12 protein-coding genes are annotated in these 16418 nt (G+C 37.8%); 6 read left to right on the plus strand and 6 right to left on the minus strand.

Features of this window, described 5'->3' with window-relative positions:
* Positions 1–21 precede the first annotated feature (21 nt).
* The 3 genes from J8L70_RS02260 to J8L70_RS02270 form a co-directional block, all read right to left on the minus strand.
* Positions 22–456, minus strand: a complete 435-nt coding sequence (locus J8L70_RS02260; RefSeq protein WP_211053845.1) for an RbsD/FucU family protein — start codon at positions 454–456, stop codon at positions 22–24.
* Positions 457–500: 44 nt separating this feature from the next.
* Positions 501–1262: a 3-oxoacyl-ACP reductase FabG gene (fabG, locus tag J8L70_RS02265; RefSeq protein WP_211053846.1), complete on the minus strand. Its 762-nt coding sequence runs from the start codon at positions 1260–1262 to the stop codon at positions 501–503.
* 140 nt (positions 1263–1402) lie between these two features.
* Complete coding sequence (locus J8L70_RS02270) at positions 1403–3649, minus strand: chondroitinase-B domain-containing protein (RefSeq protein ID WP_211053847.1); 2247 nt, start codon at positions 3647–3649, stop codon at positions 1403–1405.
* A gap of 658 nt (positions 3650–4307) precedes the next feature.
* On the opposite strand from J8L70_RS02270, the gene J8L70_RS02275 reads away from it, so the two are divergent.
* The 5 genes from J8L70_RS02275 to J8L70_RS02295 all read left to right on the plus strand — a co-directional run bounded on the left by J8L70_RS02275 (position 4308) and on the right by J8L70_RS02295 (position 12465).
* Positions 4308–5672 carry a CmpA/NrtA family ABC transporter substrate-binding protein gene (locus J8L70_RS02275; RefSeq protein ID WP_211053848.1) on the plus strand — a complete coding sequence of 455 codons (1365 nt, stop codon included), beginning with the start codon at positions 4308–4310 and terminating at the stop codon, positions 5670–5672.
* Positions 5673–5760: 88 nt separating this feature from the next.
* Entirely contained in the window at positions 5761–6756 is a 996-nt protein-coding gene (locus tag J8L70_RS02280; RefSeq protein ID WP_211053849.1) for an ABC transporter permease, read from the plus strand.
* A 27-nt stretch (positions 6757–6783) separates the two neighbouring features.
* Positions 6784–7629: an ABC transporter ATP-binding protein gene (locus J8L70_RS02285; protein ID WP_211053850.1), complete on the plus strand. Its 846-nt coding sequence runs from the start codon at positions 6784–6786 to the stop codon at positions 7627–7629.
* Positions 7630–7803: 174 nt separating this feature from the next.
* Positions 7804–9801, plus strand: coding sequence for a diguanylate cyclase (locus J8L70_RS02290; protein WP_211053851.1), 1998 nt, complete (start codon positions 7804–7806; stop codon positions 9799–9801).
* Between the two features lie 87 nt (positions 9802–9888).
* Positions 9889–12465 (plus strand): CotH kinase family protein, encoded by a 2577-nt coding sequence (locus J8L70_RS02295; protein WP_211053852.1) that lies wholly within the window; start codon positions 9889–9891, stop codon positions 12463–12465.
* Positions 12466–12540: 75 nt separating this feature from the next.
* Here J8L70_RS02295 and J8L70_RS02300 read toward each other — a convergent pair whose 3' ends face one another.
* The gene (locus tag J8L70_RS02300) at positions 12541–13218 is read right to left on the minus strand and encodes a glutathione S-transferase N-terminal domain-containing protein (protein ID WP_211053853.1); all 678 of its coding nucleotides are present in this window, start codon (positions 13216–13218) and stop codon (positions 12541–12543) included.
* A gap of 178 nt (positions 13219–13396) precedes the next feature.
* Between J8L70_RS02300 and J8L70_RS02305 the strand changes: the two genes are divergently transcribed.
* Positions 13397–14137: a DUF1223 domain-containing protein gene (locus J8L70_RS02305; protein ID WP_211053854.1), complete on the plus strand. Its 741-nt coding sequence runs from the start codon at positions 13397–13399 to the stop codon at positions 14135–14137.
* Positions 14138–14160: 23 nt separating this feature from the next.
* Here J8L70_RS02305 and J8L70_RS02310 read toward each other — a convergent pair whose 3' ends face one another.
* Both J8L70_RS02310 and J8L70_RS02315 read right to left on the minus strand, forming a co-directional pair.
* Positions 14161–14652 (minus strand): DUF6644 family protein, encoded by a 492-nt coding sequence (locus J8L70_RS02310; protein ID WP_211053855.1) that lies wholly within the window; start codon positions 14650–14652, stop codon positions 14161–14163.
* An 11-nt stretch (positions 14653–14663) separates the two neighbouring features.
* Complete coding sequence (locus tag J8L70_RS02315) at positions 14664–16403, minus strand: DUF6152 family protein (RefSeq protein ID WP_211053856.1); 1740 nt, start codon at positions 16401–16403, stop codon at positions 14664–14666.
* Between the last annotated feature and the right edge of the window lie 15 nt (positions 16404–16418).

The following is a 16418-nucleotide window of genomic DNA, read 5'->3' on the forward strand; positions in this document are numbered from 1 at the left end:
CGCGTAATAATAAACTCGTGTTTAAAAATTACTTTCTTGTGCCATTTTTACAACGCCAACCGTTAAAATTAAATTAGCGAACCGGCGTTGCTCACCGGTTTGAATAATTAATACAGTGGCAGAATCTTTTATCTTGTCATAAAATTCCCAGCGCTCCATTTCATCCCAGCTAACCTCACCTAACAGCGATTTATATGCGTCATGAATCTCAGCACTCGCTGCAGCAGGCTTTTTCATCACTGTAGCGCCCTGTATCGGGCACACCGCTAAAATACCTTCAAGTACTGAAATAGCATCAAGCATGCCGGGACGAAAATTTAAGTGTACCGTCGTCGAGTTAGGGCCTGTCATTGCGCCTACAGGTAAATTGCCATCGGCAATCACCACCTGAGAAAAATGCCCACTGCGGCCAAGAGCTTCTAAAATAGTCGGATGAATGACTTCGGTTTTTAACATATAAAGTCTCTACCTTAAAAATAGATTAACGTTAATGCATCGTGCTACATGCAGTAAACGCCGCCATTAATATCAAGTGTTGAACCGGTAATAAAACCATCGTATTCAGAAGCTAAATAAATGACCGCACGAGCCACATCATCGGCATTACCTGCTCGTTGAATTGGAATCCCTGCAACTGTTTGATCTGCTGATTCTTTTGTGGTGTGAGTATTATGAAAAGAAGTACCTAAAATAAGCCCTGGTGCCACTGCATTTACACGCGTACCTTGTGGACCTAGCTCAGCAGATAAAGCGCGAGTAAACGTTAAAATAGCCCCTTTACTGGTCGAATAAACTAACGAGCCTGGGTGCCCGCCTTTACGCCCTGCTAAAGAGGCTAAATTAACAATACTGCTGTTTTGGTTTTTTGCTAAATGAGGGGCTGCGGCCTTAGTAACAAACATCATAGATGTTAAATTAATATCCATTACTTTATGCCAAAAAGTAATGTCCATTTCGTCTAACAATTTACGGTCAACTAAAGACCCTGCATTGTTAATTAATATATCTAATGAGCCTAGCGTGCCTACCGCTTGCTCAATTAACGTATTTGCTTGAGCCTCATCAGTTAAATCGCCGCTAAGCGCAATCGCTTTACCCCCTTTAGAATCGGCATATTCAACCAGTTTATTAGCAGTCTCAGCACTAGAAAAATAATGGATAGCCACGTTTGCACCGCTATCAATAAAGTGTTTAGTAATAGCTTCGCCAATACCTTGTGCACCCGCTGTGATTAATACATTTTTGTTTGATAATTTATTCATGTCATCCCCTAATATAGATTTAGGCGGTCAACTGTAGTCTAAACATGTGTTATTAATAACTACAAATTGACAACGTACTCGCGTTTAAGCCTAGCTAAAATCGACAAGATCTATTTTAACTAGCCTTAAACGACATAGAATTATTTGTAAGTTATGTTTTTAGTGGTGTATTCGTTGTTATTTGCGCGGATTTTAGGTGTATCTTTCATTGTCACATCTTCAATGACGGTAATTGGCTCGCCATTGGTTAAATATAAGCTCAATGGTGCACTTTTTTCCCACTTAGTATTGGCTATATGTAAATCTTGAACACCATGGAAATACATAGACGATGCAGAGCGATGTGTCGTGCCATTTCCAACATTAACTAACGTGTTATTGTCTACGTTTACAATAGGACCAAAAGTACTTTCATCAAAGCCACCACGATAGACTGTTGCTACTTCAGCTTTAATATCTTTAAAGGTGTTGCCTTTTAACGTTAAATTCTCAACACTATAAATACCTAAGTCATCTGTTTCATGGTTTAACACTAATATAGACCCTGTGATATTCGTCATGTTCGAATCAATAATTTCAATATAATCTGCAAATGTGTTTGCAGTCGCTTTAAAGAAATCAAAATAACCATTAATGTCTAAATTAGTCACTTTTACATTACGTACCGACAATGAATAGTTAATATTCATTGAGTAACCACTTGTTCTAATAATGTTATTACCTTTGTAATCGGGCGATTGTTCACCATCAAACCATAGATTTTCAACCTCAAGGGCTCCGCCATTTTCGATCACTAAAAAGCTTGGTTTTTGCGAACGAATAACCGGTTTTTTACCTTTTTCAGCCATAATAGTGAGTGGATGATTAACCGAAGCCAATTTAGTAAGTAAATACTCGCCACCATTTTCAAGTACTAAAACATCACCTGGGTTACTTGCTTTAAGTGCTGTAAGTAAGGTGTCTGATCCCGACTTTACGTTAATTTTTTTACCACTTTGAAAAGCAACCTTCGCTTCTTCTTTTGAATAAAAATCTGCACCTGTTTGTACTTTATTAACAGGCAATTTAATGTCACCAAAACCAATTTTATCAACCAACGATTTTGCAGGTACTTTTAACCCTTGTGCATTTTTAGTTAATGCATAAGCTACTTTACTAAAGCCTGTTTTTAGTTCGCCAGGGATATTTGCTTGGTCACTAATAATATTGTCTTTAAAATCGATACCCGATACATCATCATAGAGTTTAATTGAATCAGGGTTCGTGTTGGTCATAATTAAGTTATTACTAAATGAAGAGTCAATCGGAACAGCAGAACGCTCTTCATCACTACCTGCACCAAAATTAATGTAATCGCTATCGACAACAATATTGTTTTGCATTATGGCTTCAATAGCTTGGTTATAACGGTTAGGTGATGAGTTTGGCACACCATTCATAATCACTAAAGCACCACGAAAGCGATGCCCAGTTAAACCCGACATATAATTATTCTTTACCGTTTGGTATTCATTAATTATACGAATCCCTCCCGTATTTGGCTTGCCGTTACCAATAATGTAGTTACCTTCAACTAAGGTATGCTGGCCATGGCGCATAGTTAAAGTACCTTGGCTCTCAAAAATAACGTTACCGCGGTAAGTATTACCCGAAGTTTTGTTAGAAATAATTTCGTGCTCACCATTTACGCGGTCGAAAAAGTTATAACGCACTAATGTATTTGAATTTTTAGTCGAGAAATGACTCGTTCCTACACGTAATGTTTCTCCGCCATTAGCACCGAGGACTTGGCGTGGACCAAAATAATTATATTCAATAACATGATTATTTTCTTCGCTGCCAGCGGTGTTTAATCGAACCGCAAGTGTGACACCACGGTTACGTTTATTTATCAGTGTATTATGATCAAATTGGTTATGTTTACCATACATAGCAACCCATAGATCAGCTAAATGGCGCTCCGGATGACTAAAGTTATCAATAACTGTATTCGTTAAACGGGTGTAATTTGCTAACTCATCTTCAGCAGTACGAAACGAAATAACCTCACCGGTTGGGGTGTAACCATTTTTAAATAGCAGATCAGAAATAACTAAATGCTCACCCGAAATACTTAAATTTGATAAACCAGTGATCACTGCTTTACCCGGGGTTTGTGCTCTTAATGTAATTGGCTTTTTAGCTGTACCTTTCGCTTTAAATACCAACTCAACATTTTGCCAAACACCATTTGCCAGCACAATTTCATCGCCAGGCTTTGCCTGTGCAACGGCGTTATTAAATTGCTCTATATTATTGACTAACTTAGCATGCGCTGATTGTGTAAATATGCACAAGGCTAGTAGTAAGGTAAAAGGAAAAAAGTATACTTTAACGTCCTTAATCATGTCCTAACTCTCCAGAAATCATCTAAATAAATGTGTGTGTTAATTTTTACATTGTGTGTGTTAATGCTTACATTGTGTGCTTAGTATTAATGTCGCGTTTTGTTAAAAACAACGATTAAAATCACCAAAACCTGCCCAAAAACCCCTTTGGTAATACCAATAAAACAACTATTGTTATACAACAATGCTTACCATCACTCTAGCCTGTACAATAAGTGTCCGTCAAGCGGTTTAACGGCTCCCCGCCTACGCTTTTAGTCTATATAAATTGAGTATTTAAAAAGGCTAAACAGGGACTTAAGTTAACGTTATTGCAAAGCATGAAAACTAAAAAATAGGCTAGTACCGTTACATTAAATAATTTAAATCACGATTTATTTTGGTGCATTTTTGTACCCGCAACGGTGCAATTGAGCTTAATTAGAGCTTAGAATAAAAAAAATAATTATTAATTAACATTGAAAACATAAAGTTAACAACTTTGGCACACCCTATGCTTTAATTAAATAGAATTAAAAAATAACTGTTAATGAAGATGGTTATTTATTCATATTGCTTATACAAAAAACAAGCAATACGAGCAACGACGCTCATCAGGTGTATTTATTACAAATACACCTGATGAGCGTTTTTTTTTATAAAAAATAAGGGGAATTAAATGAATTGGCTTAAATCAGCTAAGGTTATCGCCTTTGCAGTTATCTTTAGTAGCCCAGCGTTACACGCAGACGAAATCGGTTTTGCAGAAAAAGAAGAGTTAACATTTGGCTTTATAAAATTAACCGACATGGCGCCTATTGCTATTGCCTATGAAAATGGTTACTTCGAAGATGAAGGGTTGTACGTCACTATCGAAGCACAAGCAAACTGGAAAGTACTTTTAGATGGTGTAATTGATGGCCGATTAGATGGTGCTCATATGCTGGCAGGTCAACCTATAGCAGCAACAATGGGTTATGGCACAAAAGCCGATATCATTACCCCTTTTTCAATGGACTTAAATGGTAATGGCATTACCGTGTCGAACGAAATTTGGGCGAAAATGAAAAAAAACATCCCCAAAGGAGCTGATGGCAAGCCTGTTCATCCTATAAAAGCCGATGCACTTAAACCGGTTGTAGAAGAATATAGAGATAAAGGAAAAGCCTTTAATATGGGAATGGTATTCCCTGTGTCTACTCATAACTATGAGTTACGTTATTGGTTAGCTGCCGGCGGAATTCACCCAGGTTATTATGCCCCGCATAAATCAGATACAACCGGACAAATTGATGCTGAAGTACTTTTATCGGTAACGCCTCCTCCACAAATGCCAGCAACCTTAGAAGCAGGAACTATTTATGGTTACTGTGTTGGTGAACCATGGAACCAACAAGCAGTATTTAAAGGCATTGGTGTACCCGTTGTTACCGATTATGAGATATGGAAAAACAACCCTGAAAAAGTATTTGGTATTAGCGCAGAGTTTGCCGAAAAATACCCTAACACGACCATTCGTTTAACTCGTGCTTTAATTAGAGCTGCTCAATGGTTAGATGAAAACGATAATGCTAATCGCCCTGCTGCTGTTAAAATTTTATCGCAATCTAATTATGTCGGTGCCGATTACGATGTTATTGCAAACAGTATGACAGGAACCTTTGAATACGAAAAAGGCGACAAACGCGAAGTACCTGACTTTAATGTGTTTTTTAGATACAACGCCACTTACCCTTACTACTCAGATGCAATTTGGTACATGACTCAAATGCGTCGCTGGGGACAAATATCTGAAGATAAAAGTGATGATTGGTACAAAGATTTAGCTAAGAAAGTATACCGTCCAGATATTTACACTCAGGCGGCAAAATCGTTAATAAAAGATAAATTAGTACAAGCTAAAGACTTTCCTAATTTTGCAACAGAAGACGGTTATCGTTCTCCGCAAAAACACTTTATAGATAATATCGTTTACGATGGTAAAGAGCCTAATGCATACATAAACAAGTTCAGCATTGGTCTTAAGTCAGGCGATAAACTGTAAAATAAACGCTGCTTAAGCTAAAACAACTTAAGCAGCGCTATATCAAAAACTGTCATTAAAGTAAGTAAACATAATAAAGGTATATCGCATGAGCATTGTTACTTTAGCAAATAAAGCAACGAATAATGTAGGCATAGCTAATAGCTTGCAGCATATTTTAACTAAGTATCTAAATGTCTTTATAGCGCCATTTTTGGGGATTTTATTTTTCTTAGGTATATGGTCTATTGCAGCGCAAAACATTCAAACATCATTAGGTGTTTTCCCAGGTCCTAGCGCTGTTTTAACTCAGTTCTCATCGTTATATGAAGAACATCTGGCTGAGCGAGACAAAGCCGATGCGTTTTACGAACGTCAAGAAAAACGTAACGCGGCAAGGGTTGCTCAAGATCCTAACTACGTAGCTAAAGTGCGAAAATACACCGGTAAAGAAACTTTTCTAGATCAAATTATTACCAGTTTAATTACGGTTATGTCGGGTTTTATTTTAGCAACCGTCATTGCGATCCCCTTGGGCATTACCCTAGGGTTAAGTAAAATTTTAAATACTGCAATAAACCCTATCATTCAAATATTTAAGCCTGTTTCACCCTTAGCATGGCTGCCTCTTGTTACCATGGTGGTCAGTGCAACTTATGTATCTGATGATCCTTTTTTTGCTAAATCCTTTTTAAACTCAATGATCACCGTCACTTTATGTTGTTTATGGCCAATGGTAATTAACACTTCTATTGGTGTTGCAGCACTTGATCAAGATTTATTAAACGTAAGTAAAGTATTGCGCTTACCAGCGTTAACTCATGTAAGAAAAATTATTATTCCTTCTTCTATTCCAATGATGTTTACCGGCATGCGTTTATCGCTAGGTATTGCATGGATGGTGCTTATTGCAGCCGAAATGCTTGCACAAAGCCCAGGTCTTGGGAAGTTTGTCTGGGACGAATTCCAAAATGGAAGTTCAGAGTCTCTTTCGCGCATTATGGCCGCAGTGTTAGTTATTGGTTTTATTGGATTTTTACTCGACCGAGCCATGCTATATCTACAGCGTCTAGTATCGTGGGACAAATCAAATGCTGCACTGTAAAAACAATCCCCTAACAGGAGAAATAAAATGAACCCAATTCTCGATATTAGTCATATAGACATGGTATTTCCGACCCCAAAAGGTGACTTTACAGCATTAAAAGATGTTAATTTACAAATAAATAAAGGCGAGTATATCTCTCTTATTGGACACTCTGGGTGCGGTAAATCAACCGTTTTAAATATAGTTGCAGGACTACATCAAGCAACCAGCGGAGGAGTTATATTAAACGGAGCCGAAGTAAAAGAGCCTGGTCCAGAGCGTGCCGTCGTATTTCAAAATCATTCATTACTCCCTTGGTTAACGGCTTATCAAAATGTTGAGCTAGCTGTTAAGCAAGTGTTTGCAAAAAAGATGAATAAAAAAGAAATGCAAGAATGGATTGAATACAACCTTACACTTGTTCATATGGACCATGCCATGGAAAAGCGCCCAGATGAAATATCCGGCGGTATGAAACAACGAGTAGGCATTGCAAGAGCACTAGCAATGCAACCCGAAATATTGCTAATGGATGAGCCCTTTGGCGCACTTGATGCACTTACCCGCGCACATATGCAAGACTCCTTAATGGAAATTCAAGCTGAACTTAATAATACAGTGATTATGATCACCCACGATGTTGATGAAGCTGTATTGCTATCTGACCGAATTATTATGATGACCAACGGTCCTGAAGCGACTATAGGAGAGATTTTAGAAATAGATTTAGACAGGCCACGAAGTCGTCTTGATCTGGCAAAAGACGAAAAATATAACCGCTACCGAGCCCAAGTTTTAGAGTTTTTATACAAAAAACAGCGAAAAGTTGAGCCTATGCGTAAAAGTAAAACCGAAAATAAAGTTAAAACCCCTATCACCTCAAACTTATAATTCCCATTGGCTAAGTACAATGACAGTTGTACTTAGCATTTTTACTATATACCGCGCTAGTTAAGCACTAAAAAATCTTACTTATACTATAATTTAATCACATTAGAACTGTGTATTTTACAGATTTACGTTTATACTAATTAATCCTGTATAAAAAATAAAAACCAATCCTTAATGCGTAATTTAATTTTTGTATTTATTCTCTTTTGTGCTCAAATAAATGCTTCAACTCACCTGCCTATAAAAAATATCAGTCAGTCTACTCCTGATCATAAAACGCAACGAACACTGCGAGTACAAAATTTATCGCAGGGCGATTCTTTTTACCAAGATGCAGTTCAACATTATGAAAAAAAAGAGTTTAGTGCAGCCATTGTATTATTTAAAAAAGCGGCAAGCCTCTACACATTAAGCAAAGATAAAAAGCATTTAAATCAACTAGGTAAAATATATACAGATATAGCGCAGTCATATAAACGTCTAAAAAAACGAGACGAAACCGTTGAATATTATCAAAAGGCTCTGTCCGTTTTTAAATTGATAGACAACAAAAGAAATATCGCACGAACTTATAACACGCTTGCAGAAGCGCAGCGTTATATTGATAAATACGAAATCGCACTTGAAAGTTCAATGAAGAGTTTAAAGTTACACAATGTCATTGACGATCCTGAAGGTAAAGCAAAAGCTCAAATTGGCGCTGCTATTATATATCGCCATATCGGTCGATACGAAGCCTCTTTAGAGCAAGCATATCGCGCATATCGTTACTTTAAATCTGTAAATAATACTGCGCGTATAGCTAAAGCTGCGAATGAAATGGGGCTAATTTACACTAAGTTAAAGCAGTTTGATCAAGCTAACTTCTTTTATAATCAAACAATTAATTTGCCGATTGAAGATATTGACACAAATACATTAGCAACAGCCTTACGTGAAACAGCTGTGATTGAATTAACAAATAAACATTATCAATCAGCGCGTGAATTGGCGCAGCAAGCGTTAGAGGTATATAGCAAAACACAAGAGTTCGACAAACAATCCGTTGTTACACGGATTATTGCTAACAGTTATCGTAAAGAGAAAAACATAGAACAAGCGATTTTTTATTATCAAAAATCGTTAGCACTTGCACAAGCAATTGATTCAGATATATATCGTATTAAAACACTCATACCGTTAAGTGATATTTTAATAAAAATTGATATTAACCAAGCAATATCACAACTCGAAACAGCATTGGCTCTATCTAAAAAAACTAATGATAAAAAACATCAGTTGTATATTGTTTCTACGTTAAAAAAAGCACATAAAAAGCAAGCTCACTTTGCTAAAGCATTATCTTACGCTGAACAATATATAAAATTAAAAGCGCAAATCATCAAACAACAAGATAAGAACCAATTAAAACTCGTTAAAGCTAACTTATATTCACAAAAACTCGAAATGGAGTTAATACAATTAAAAGAAAAAGCAAAGTCGGATAAGCTCGCATTAGCTAAGAAAAAAAATGAAGTAGAAATAGCACAAAAAGAAAAAACCATATCCGAGCTAAAACTGGCTAAAAACAAGTATACCACCCTCTTTTTATCTTTATTTCTTATTGTTAGCTTAATTAGTGTATTAGTAATTTATCGTAGTTTTATTGCCTCAAAAAAACTGAATAAAGAGCTCGATTATTTAGCCACTCGAGATCCGCTTACAGATTGTTTTAACCGCCGTTACTTATTTGATTACCTTAATAAGAACAATAATTTGGCGCTAAAAAAACTATGTTGCATCATTATGTTAGATATCGATCACTTTAAAGTTATTAATGATACTTATGGTCATTCCGTAGGCGACCAGGTATTACGTGATATTGCCAAAATAGTGAAAAACTCATTAACTGAGCATCATATTGCGACGCGCTTTGGTGGTGAAGAATTTTGTCTTTTATTACCTGATACCTCAGTTGACAGCGCGCTAGCTATTGCTGAAAAAATTCGAATCAAAGTAGAAAAGTACCGTATCAACGATATAAAAGTGACCTGTAGTTTTGGTGTTTCAACAACCGACGATAACGCTAAATCCTCATCTGGGCTAATCGATCGTGCTGATCTTGCTCTTTTCAAATCTAAATCGCTTGGCAGAAATACCGTCTCGCAATGGAGTGCTGATCTCGATAGCTAAAAATGCAATTTAATTACACTTTAATTGCACTTTTTTTACACATTTCACCTTTACACTCGCCTTTAGATTACATTTAAAGGCTAAAACATGAAATACAATGCTATTTATTTAAGTTTATTATTAACCGGTAGCCTACTTGTTGGCTGCTCTGGCACAGAAGAAACCTCAGATACAAGCAGCACTGACTCAACCGAAAGCACCGATACAACACAAACAGCATCATCATTAGTTATTAACGAAGTTGTTGCCGCTGCCCAAGACGATGGCAACGATTGGATTGAGTTATATGCCCTTGAAGACATTGATTCACTCGCTACCTATAGCGTAGTCGATGACAGCGCTGAGCGTGAACCACAATATTTACCCGATATAGCATTATCTGCTGGTGAATTTATTGTGATACAAGCAATTGATGAAGCCGATGCCCCTTTAGATGACGGCTACTACGTTACCTTTAAGCTAGGAAGCGATGATGCAGTAACTTTATTTAACGACGATGAACAAGTAGATCAGCTTGATTGGGAAGAAGGCGATGCACCTGAAGGGTCAAGTTATGGCCTTTACACCGACGGCACTGGCACAGCCCAAACTTTAACGCCCACTCAAGGCACTGCAAATGAACCATTGAGCGATGACTCAACGATTAATCTAGATACCATAACGAACAATGATGCCGCAGTGCGTATTAACGAAGTTGTTGCAGCCAATGCACAAGGCGATTACGATTGGATAGAATTTTATGTCACTGGCACAACCGATGTAAATTTAAGTGATTACAGTGTTGCCGATGAAGATGGCGTACGTGTTACCCTTCCCGATGTCACACTTTCACCTGGTGAGTATTATAGCGTTTACGCAACAAGTGACGAAGTAAGCGATATCGAAACGGTAAACTTTAAACTTGGTGCAAGTGATGAAGTGAGTTTATATCAAGCAGACGACTTAATTGATTATCTTCAATGGAGTAAAGGCCAAGCACTTTATGGTTTTAGCTTCGGACGTTTTCCTGATGGCAGCGATGCAACAAAAGTACTTTCTCCAACCGCATTAACAGCAAACGTTGAAGCAACCCATGGTCCCTTAATTATTAGCGAAGTAGTGGCTGATGATATAGACGAAGGCGCAGATTGGTTTGAGCTTTACAACAACAGCGACGATAACGTTACACTGACCGATTACACGATTATTGACGAAAGTGACGACATAGACCCAGCCAGCTTACCCGATGTAACTCTGGCACCTGGCGAGTATTTAGTTGTGTATGCCATCGATGAGGAAACCAGCGGTTATTCTGTACCATTTAAATTAGGTAAAGAAGACGAATTAAGCTTAATACTCAATAACGAAACCGTTGATTACATTAGCTGGGATGAAAGCGACGTAATAGCAGGTTTTAGTTATGGTGTTAGCGACTTATCAAATGCACAAAGTAGTTGGGAAACCGACTTTTTAACGCCGACTCAAGGTAGCGAAAATAGTATCGCTAATGCATTTACTCCAACCGAAGTGACAAATATATACATCACTATTAGCGACGACAACTGGAATGATATTCTCGACAATCCACTCGATGAAGAATACCACGAAGCAAGTATTACCTATAACGGAGTAACCCTTGATAGCGTCGCAATCAGAACAAAAGGAAATTCTAGTTTATCGACTGTTGCTAACTCATCAAGCGACCGTTACAGCTTTAAAATAGATATAAATGAATATGTTGATGGACAAAAGTTCTTTAACTTAAAAAAATTCACGCTAAATAACTCGTATAACGACCCTTCATACATGCGTGAAGCAATTGCTTATGATTTATTAACCGAAATGGGTGTTGCAGCACCACAACATGCTTACGTCAATTTTTATGTAAACGACGAGCTGTTTGGTTTTTATCTTATGGTTGAATCTATTGATGGCGAGTTTGTAGAAAACAATTTTACTAATGCCAATGGCGATTTATATAAACCAGATGGTACCGGCAGTGATTTAGTGTGGATTGATGATGATATTACCAGCTATTCCGATGCAAACTTAAAAACCAACGAAGATACCTCCGACAATGGGGCATTTATTAACTTTGTAGAACAAATAAACGATGGCTCAAATGATTTTACCGATGTAGATAGTTTACTTAGGTATTTATCGGTCAGCGTTGCCCTATCTAACCTTGATAGTTATCAAGGGACGTTAGCGCACAATTACTATATTTATGACCAAGATGGTGTGTTTACTTTATTACCTTGGGATTTTAACGAGTCTTTTGGTACATTTTCAATGGGATGTAGTAATAACTCAGATATAAGAGAGTTATACATTGATGAGCCAACCAGTGGCGCATTAGACGAACGTCCACTTATCGCCAGCGCACTTGCTAATCAAGATAACCTAACCAGTTATCATGAGTACTTAACAACGTTAATTGAAGGTTCTCTATCGAGTGAGCAATTTAGTGAACGCGTTAATGAGTTAAAAGCTTTAATTAGTGAGCATGTTGCCAACGATCCAAGTGCGTTTTATAGCTACTCGCAATTTGAACAAAACTTAACATCAACAGTCAGTGGATTTTATGGTTTAACCGATTTTATTGATTATCGCGTTGAAAATATAACTCAACAGCTTAACGGCCAGCTCCCGACTGCTGGAAATGGCAATGGGTTTTGTAATTAACGGTTTGTGCTAAACCAGGTTAACGATTTTTAATATAAAGCCATAACACCATGTTATGGCTTTTTTTAGTTACATTTAATCTTTTGGATAGTTTGAAGGAAAAAAGGCTTTTTTCGCTTGTTCATCAAACTCTTTTTTAAATTCAATATCAGTACCAAGATTACGTGCACGAGCCACCGCAGGACGACTATCAATGCTTGCAAACCAACGCTGTAAATTTGGGTAAGGCGCCAGCCCTTCTTCACCTAATACAACCGTTGCTTTATCTATCCAGCCCCATGCTGAAACATCGGCAATGGTGTATTCATCACCGACAATAAAGTCACGCCCTTCAAGGTGAGTATCTAATACTTCGTAATGACGTTGTGCTTCACGTAGGTAACGGTTAACAGCATAATCAAGGCCTTCAGGTGCCATGTGTCTAAAGTGCACCGACTGACCAGAATACGGACCTAGGCCCGAAGCAATAAACATTAACCACGATAGCATTTCTGCACGGTCTTGTGGTTTACCCGCAAGCTTTGAATATTTCTCTGATAGGTACATTAATATTGCATTCGAATCAAATACACGTGTCTCACCATCGACAATAGCAGGTGCTTTTGCATTTGGGTTAATCGCTTTATATTCAGGCGTATGTTGCTCACCCTTTAAGGTATCGAGGGGAACTAATTCAAACTCAATACCGGTTTCTTCTAAAAATAAAGCAACCTTCATAGGGTTAGGCGTATGGTGAAAGTAAAACTTGATCATAATGATTATTCCTCAAAAAATGTACAGTGATTAAAGCACAACTTGAGCAAGTGTTCAAAATATATTTATATCAATATTAAAAATAAAAAACGTGATACTTTTGTGATGTTTTAGTGATAGTTAATGCATTAATTTACATTACCCTAGGCAAAATCACCTTTTATATTACGGTATCAATATGTATGTAAAAAATGCCTTTGTTATAGTGTTTTGTGTATTATCTAGTTTGGTTTTTACTGCGAAAGCCAAAACGATTTCAAGCACTTCAAACCACACTACATTTTTAGAGTTATATACCTCTGAAGGCTGTAGTAGTTGTCCACCAGCCGAAAAGTGGCTCTCAACATTTACTCATCATAAAACCTTATGGAAAGACATTATCCCTATCAATTTTCATGTTACTTATTGGGATTACTTAGGCTGGAAAGACCCATTTTCAAACGCAGAATTTAGTAAAAGGCAGCGAATTTACAATGCACTGGGGAAAAGTAACCTTGTTGCAACGCCTGGTTTTGTCATCGATGGTCGCGGCTGGCAAGGATGGTTTTATAACAAAGCGCTCCCCGTCACCTCATCACCTTACAAAGGAAATTTACACGCAAGTATAAACGATAACACGATTGCCCTTAGTTATGATGCTGCAACGGTAGATCAAAAGTTAGTCGCGCATGTAGCACTTTTAGGATTTGATGTTCATACAAAAGTACACACCGGTGAAAATGCAGGGCGTACGTTAAAACATGACTTTGTGGTTATTGATTATCTACAAAGCGACATGCAAACCAATGGCAATATGGCATTTACTCATTTAAAACAACCACAAGTTGATAATATAGCCACCTCAAAGCAAGCATGGGTGTTTTGGCTATCGACGCAAAACGATCCAACCGCCCTGCAAGTAGCAGGTGGTTGGCTTTAATGTAACAAATACAAGGTTTAGTTTTATTCTACATAAGGCATTAAGCGGCCAAAAGTAATGACACTGCTCCATAATAACAAAGACGCCCATGCCACTAAATGGGCATCTTTTGTTAACCCCTTTGAGTTAATACCTGCTCGCATTTGTGGTTTCACTCTTAGCACAAAGTACACGGTGTTTAAGCCAGCGATTAAAATCGTACTCATTTTCACCCAAAATAAAATATTAACTAAATAGCGGTCTGAATCTCCAATTACAAACAATAGGCCCGAAACTGCATTTATTGTAAAACCAATGACTGCAAAATTTATAAACACCTCCACTCTTTCCATTGGGAGTGTTTTAGCCATGCCCACCACTCGTAAATCAACAATAAGTAACGAGCCAAACAATAAACATAAACCTAAAAAATGTGCCATTTCTAAGGCTGGAAAAACAATCGCATTTTCCATAATAAAATGACTTAAAGCACTCGCGTTAAGCGTATCGATAACCGTCGATAATATATTATTCATTTCATTTTTCCTTACGACATATAGCCAATTAAACGCCCAGCAATAATTGCCCCAGTCCAAAAAACAAGGGTGAAAACAGCTAATTTACGATGAGAAGACCTGACTGGCTTACCCTGTTTTATTACCGTATTTACCAACCAAAGGGTTAATAAAAAGCTAATAACAACCAATAATAGTTTGATTCTAAAAGCCCAATTAAAAAATAACTCTGTGGCGCTTGATACAAATAATGCAGTACCTGAGAGTAAATTAATAATAAGTCCTAATATAGAAACTCGCCAATATGGGTACAAAGAAGCAGGTACTATTTGTGATGCAAAACCAACAACCCTAATAGCTAACATAAATGAAATACCAACTAAAACAGCCATGCCAATAGCATGAAGAGTCAGTACTATTGGGTACCCCCATTGCGAGCTAGAAATTATTTCACCCAGCGCCGAGTGCTCTAATGTTGTTAATATTTTCATTGTCTTCGTTTTAGCAAAATTAGCACTGTGCTCATCATGCTCATCATGCTCATCATGCTCATCATGCTCATCATGCTCATCATGCTCATCATGCTCATCATGGTTATGAGAACGCTCTTCTGTTAGATCATCACACGCATAATCTTCAAACTCATCGGTTGTAAAGCGTACTTTATCCGAACCAGTCATTGGCTCTTGTAAATAAAGAGGATCGGTTAATGTATATTCTCGGGTGAGTACCTTACCTTCGCTATCAAGGGTAAAACGTTCAACAACCGTTAATTGCTCGCTATTTTTCGCCGGTGATGGAGGCCCTCCAGGTGGACCTCGGCGAGTGTTTGTATCGTTTAATTTACCATCTCGTGGTTTTTCCCCCTCAGGCGGACCGGGTGGGCGCTCACCCATTCCTTTAGGTGGTTTTTCTATTGATAAAGGGGCCATAATCCAACCTTCATCAAACCCAGTTGTGGTTACAACTAATGTTTTACCTTCCCAATGCCCAGTTGAAAACCCAGCTCGACTAGCCTGGTAATCACTTGGTTTAGTCGTCCCATCTAAATAAATCGTCCGCTGTAAATTCATAAACCCGTATTTGAGAACAATTTTATCCGTTGTTTGCTCAATAGCGTTTACCATTAAATCAAACCACCAATCCATAATAATATTGGTCGGCTTACATTCAAATCGAGGGTTTGCCTCAGACGAAGCATTCGCAATCGCAGCCTTACCTGCATTGGTTAACTTTGCTCGTCCGCCACCGCCGCCAGGGCGACCATTTGTAGGTCTAACCATCGCCCAATGACCATTTAAATTAGGCGAACCATCAGCAAGCTCAAGCGATCTTTGTGCAAAGCTTTCGGCTAATTTCATGGCACTTGTTTTTAAGTGTCCGTCGGCGTTAAATTCGCTATTTCGATTAGCTTTAACACCGTTTTCAAACGTAATAGAACGCATATAACATGTTCTCGGATCGTTTCTATCGGGCGAGCCAATAATTTCGATACGACGACCAACCTCAAACAATGATGCAGTCCAGCCTTTACGCTTTAACAACGAACCCGATTGCAGCTCACAACGCATATTAACAACCTCACCTTGGGCTGAATAAGCGTCGAAATAAACATAACCATGAGGATTGACTAACCTTACTTTGGTAATAGTGCCCGACAACGAGACCGATTTACTGGTATCAAATTGCCCACTACTGCCATGGTGTGCATAAACAGGTAATATACTCTGCGTACACAGTACTAATATTAAAATATAAAAAAGCCTGACCATCACAAACCCTAAAAC

The organism is Pseudoalteromonas sp. MMG010 (assembly GCF_018100905.1).
Lineage (GTDB): Bacteria > Pseudomonadota > Gammaproteobacteria > Enterobacterales > Alteromonadaceae > Pseudoalteromonas.

Bases quoted from the DNA above. Each gene is read 5' to 3' on its own strand.
- J8L70_RS02260 (WP_211053845.1), bottom strand. From the start codon at position 456: ATGTTAAAAACCGAAGTCATTCATCCGACTATTTTAGAAGCTCTTGGC.
- fabG (WP_211053846.1), bottom strand. From the start codon at position 1,262: ATGAATAAATTATCAAACAAAAATGTATTAATCACAGCGGGTGCACAA.
- J8L70_RS02270 (WP_211053847.1), bottom strand. From the start codon at position 3,649: ATGATTAAGGACGTTAAAGTATACTTTTTTCCTTTTACCTTACTACTA.
- J8L70_RS02275 (WP_211053848.1), top strand. From the start codon at position 4,308: ATGAATTGGCTTAAATCAGCTAAGGTTATCGCCTTTGCAGTTATCTTT.
- J8L70_RS02280 (WP_211053849.1), top strand. From the start codon at position 5,761: ATGAGCATTGTTACTTTAGCAAATAAAGCAACGAATAATGTAGGCATA.
- J8L70_RS02285 (WP_211053850.1), top strand. From the start codon at position 6,784: ATGAACCCAATTCTCGATATTAGTCATATAGACATGGTATTTCCGACC.
- J8L70_RS02290 (WP_211053851.1), top strand. From the start codon at position 7,804: ATGCGTAATTTAATTTTTGTATTTATTCTCTTTTGTGCTCAAATAAAT.
- J8L70_RS02295 (WP_211053852.1), top strand. From the start codon at position 9,889: ATGAAATACAATGCTATTTATTTAAGTTTATTATTAACCGGTAGCCTA.
- J8L70_RS02300 (WP_211053853.1), bottom strand. From the start codon at position 13,218: ATGATCAAGTTTTACTTTCACCATACGCCTAACCCTATGAAGGTTGCT.
- J8L70_RS02305 (WP_211053854.1), top strand. From the start codon at position 13,397: ATGTATGTAAAAAATGCCTTTGTTATAGTGTTTTGTGTATTATCTAGT.
- J8L70_RS02310 (WP_211053855.1), bottom strand. From the start codon at position 14,652: ATGAATAATATATTATCGACGGTTATCGATACGCTTAACGCGAGTGCT.
- J8L70_RS02315 (WP_211053856.1), bottom strand. From the start codon at position 16,403: ATGGTCAGGCTTTTTTATATTTTAATATTAGTACTGTGTACGCAGAGT.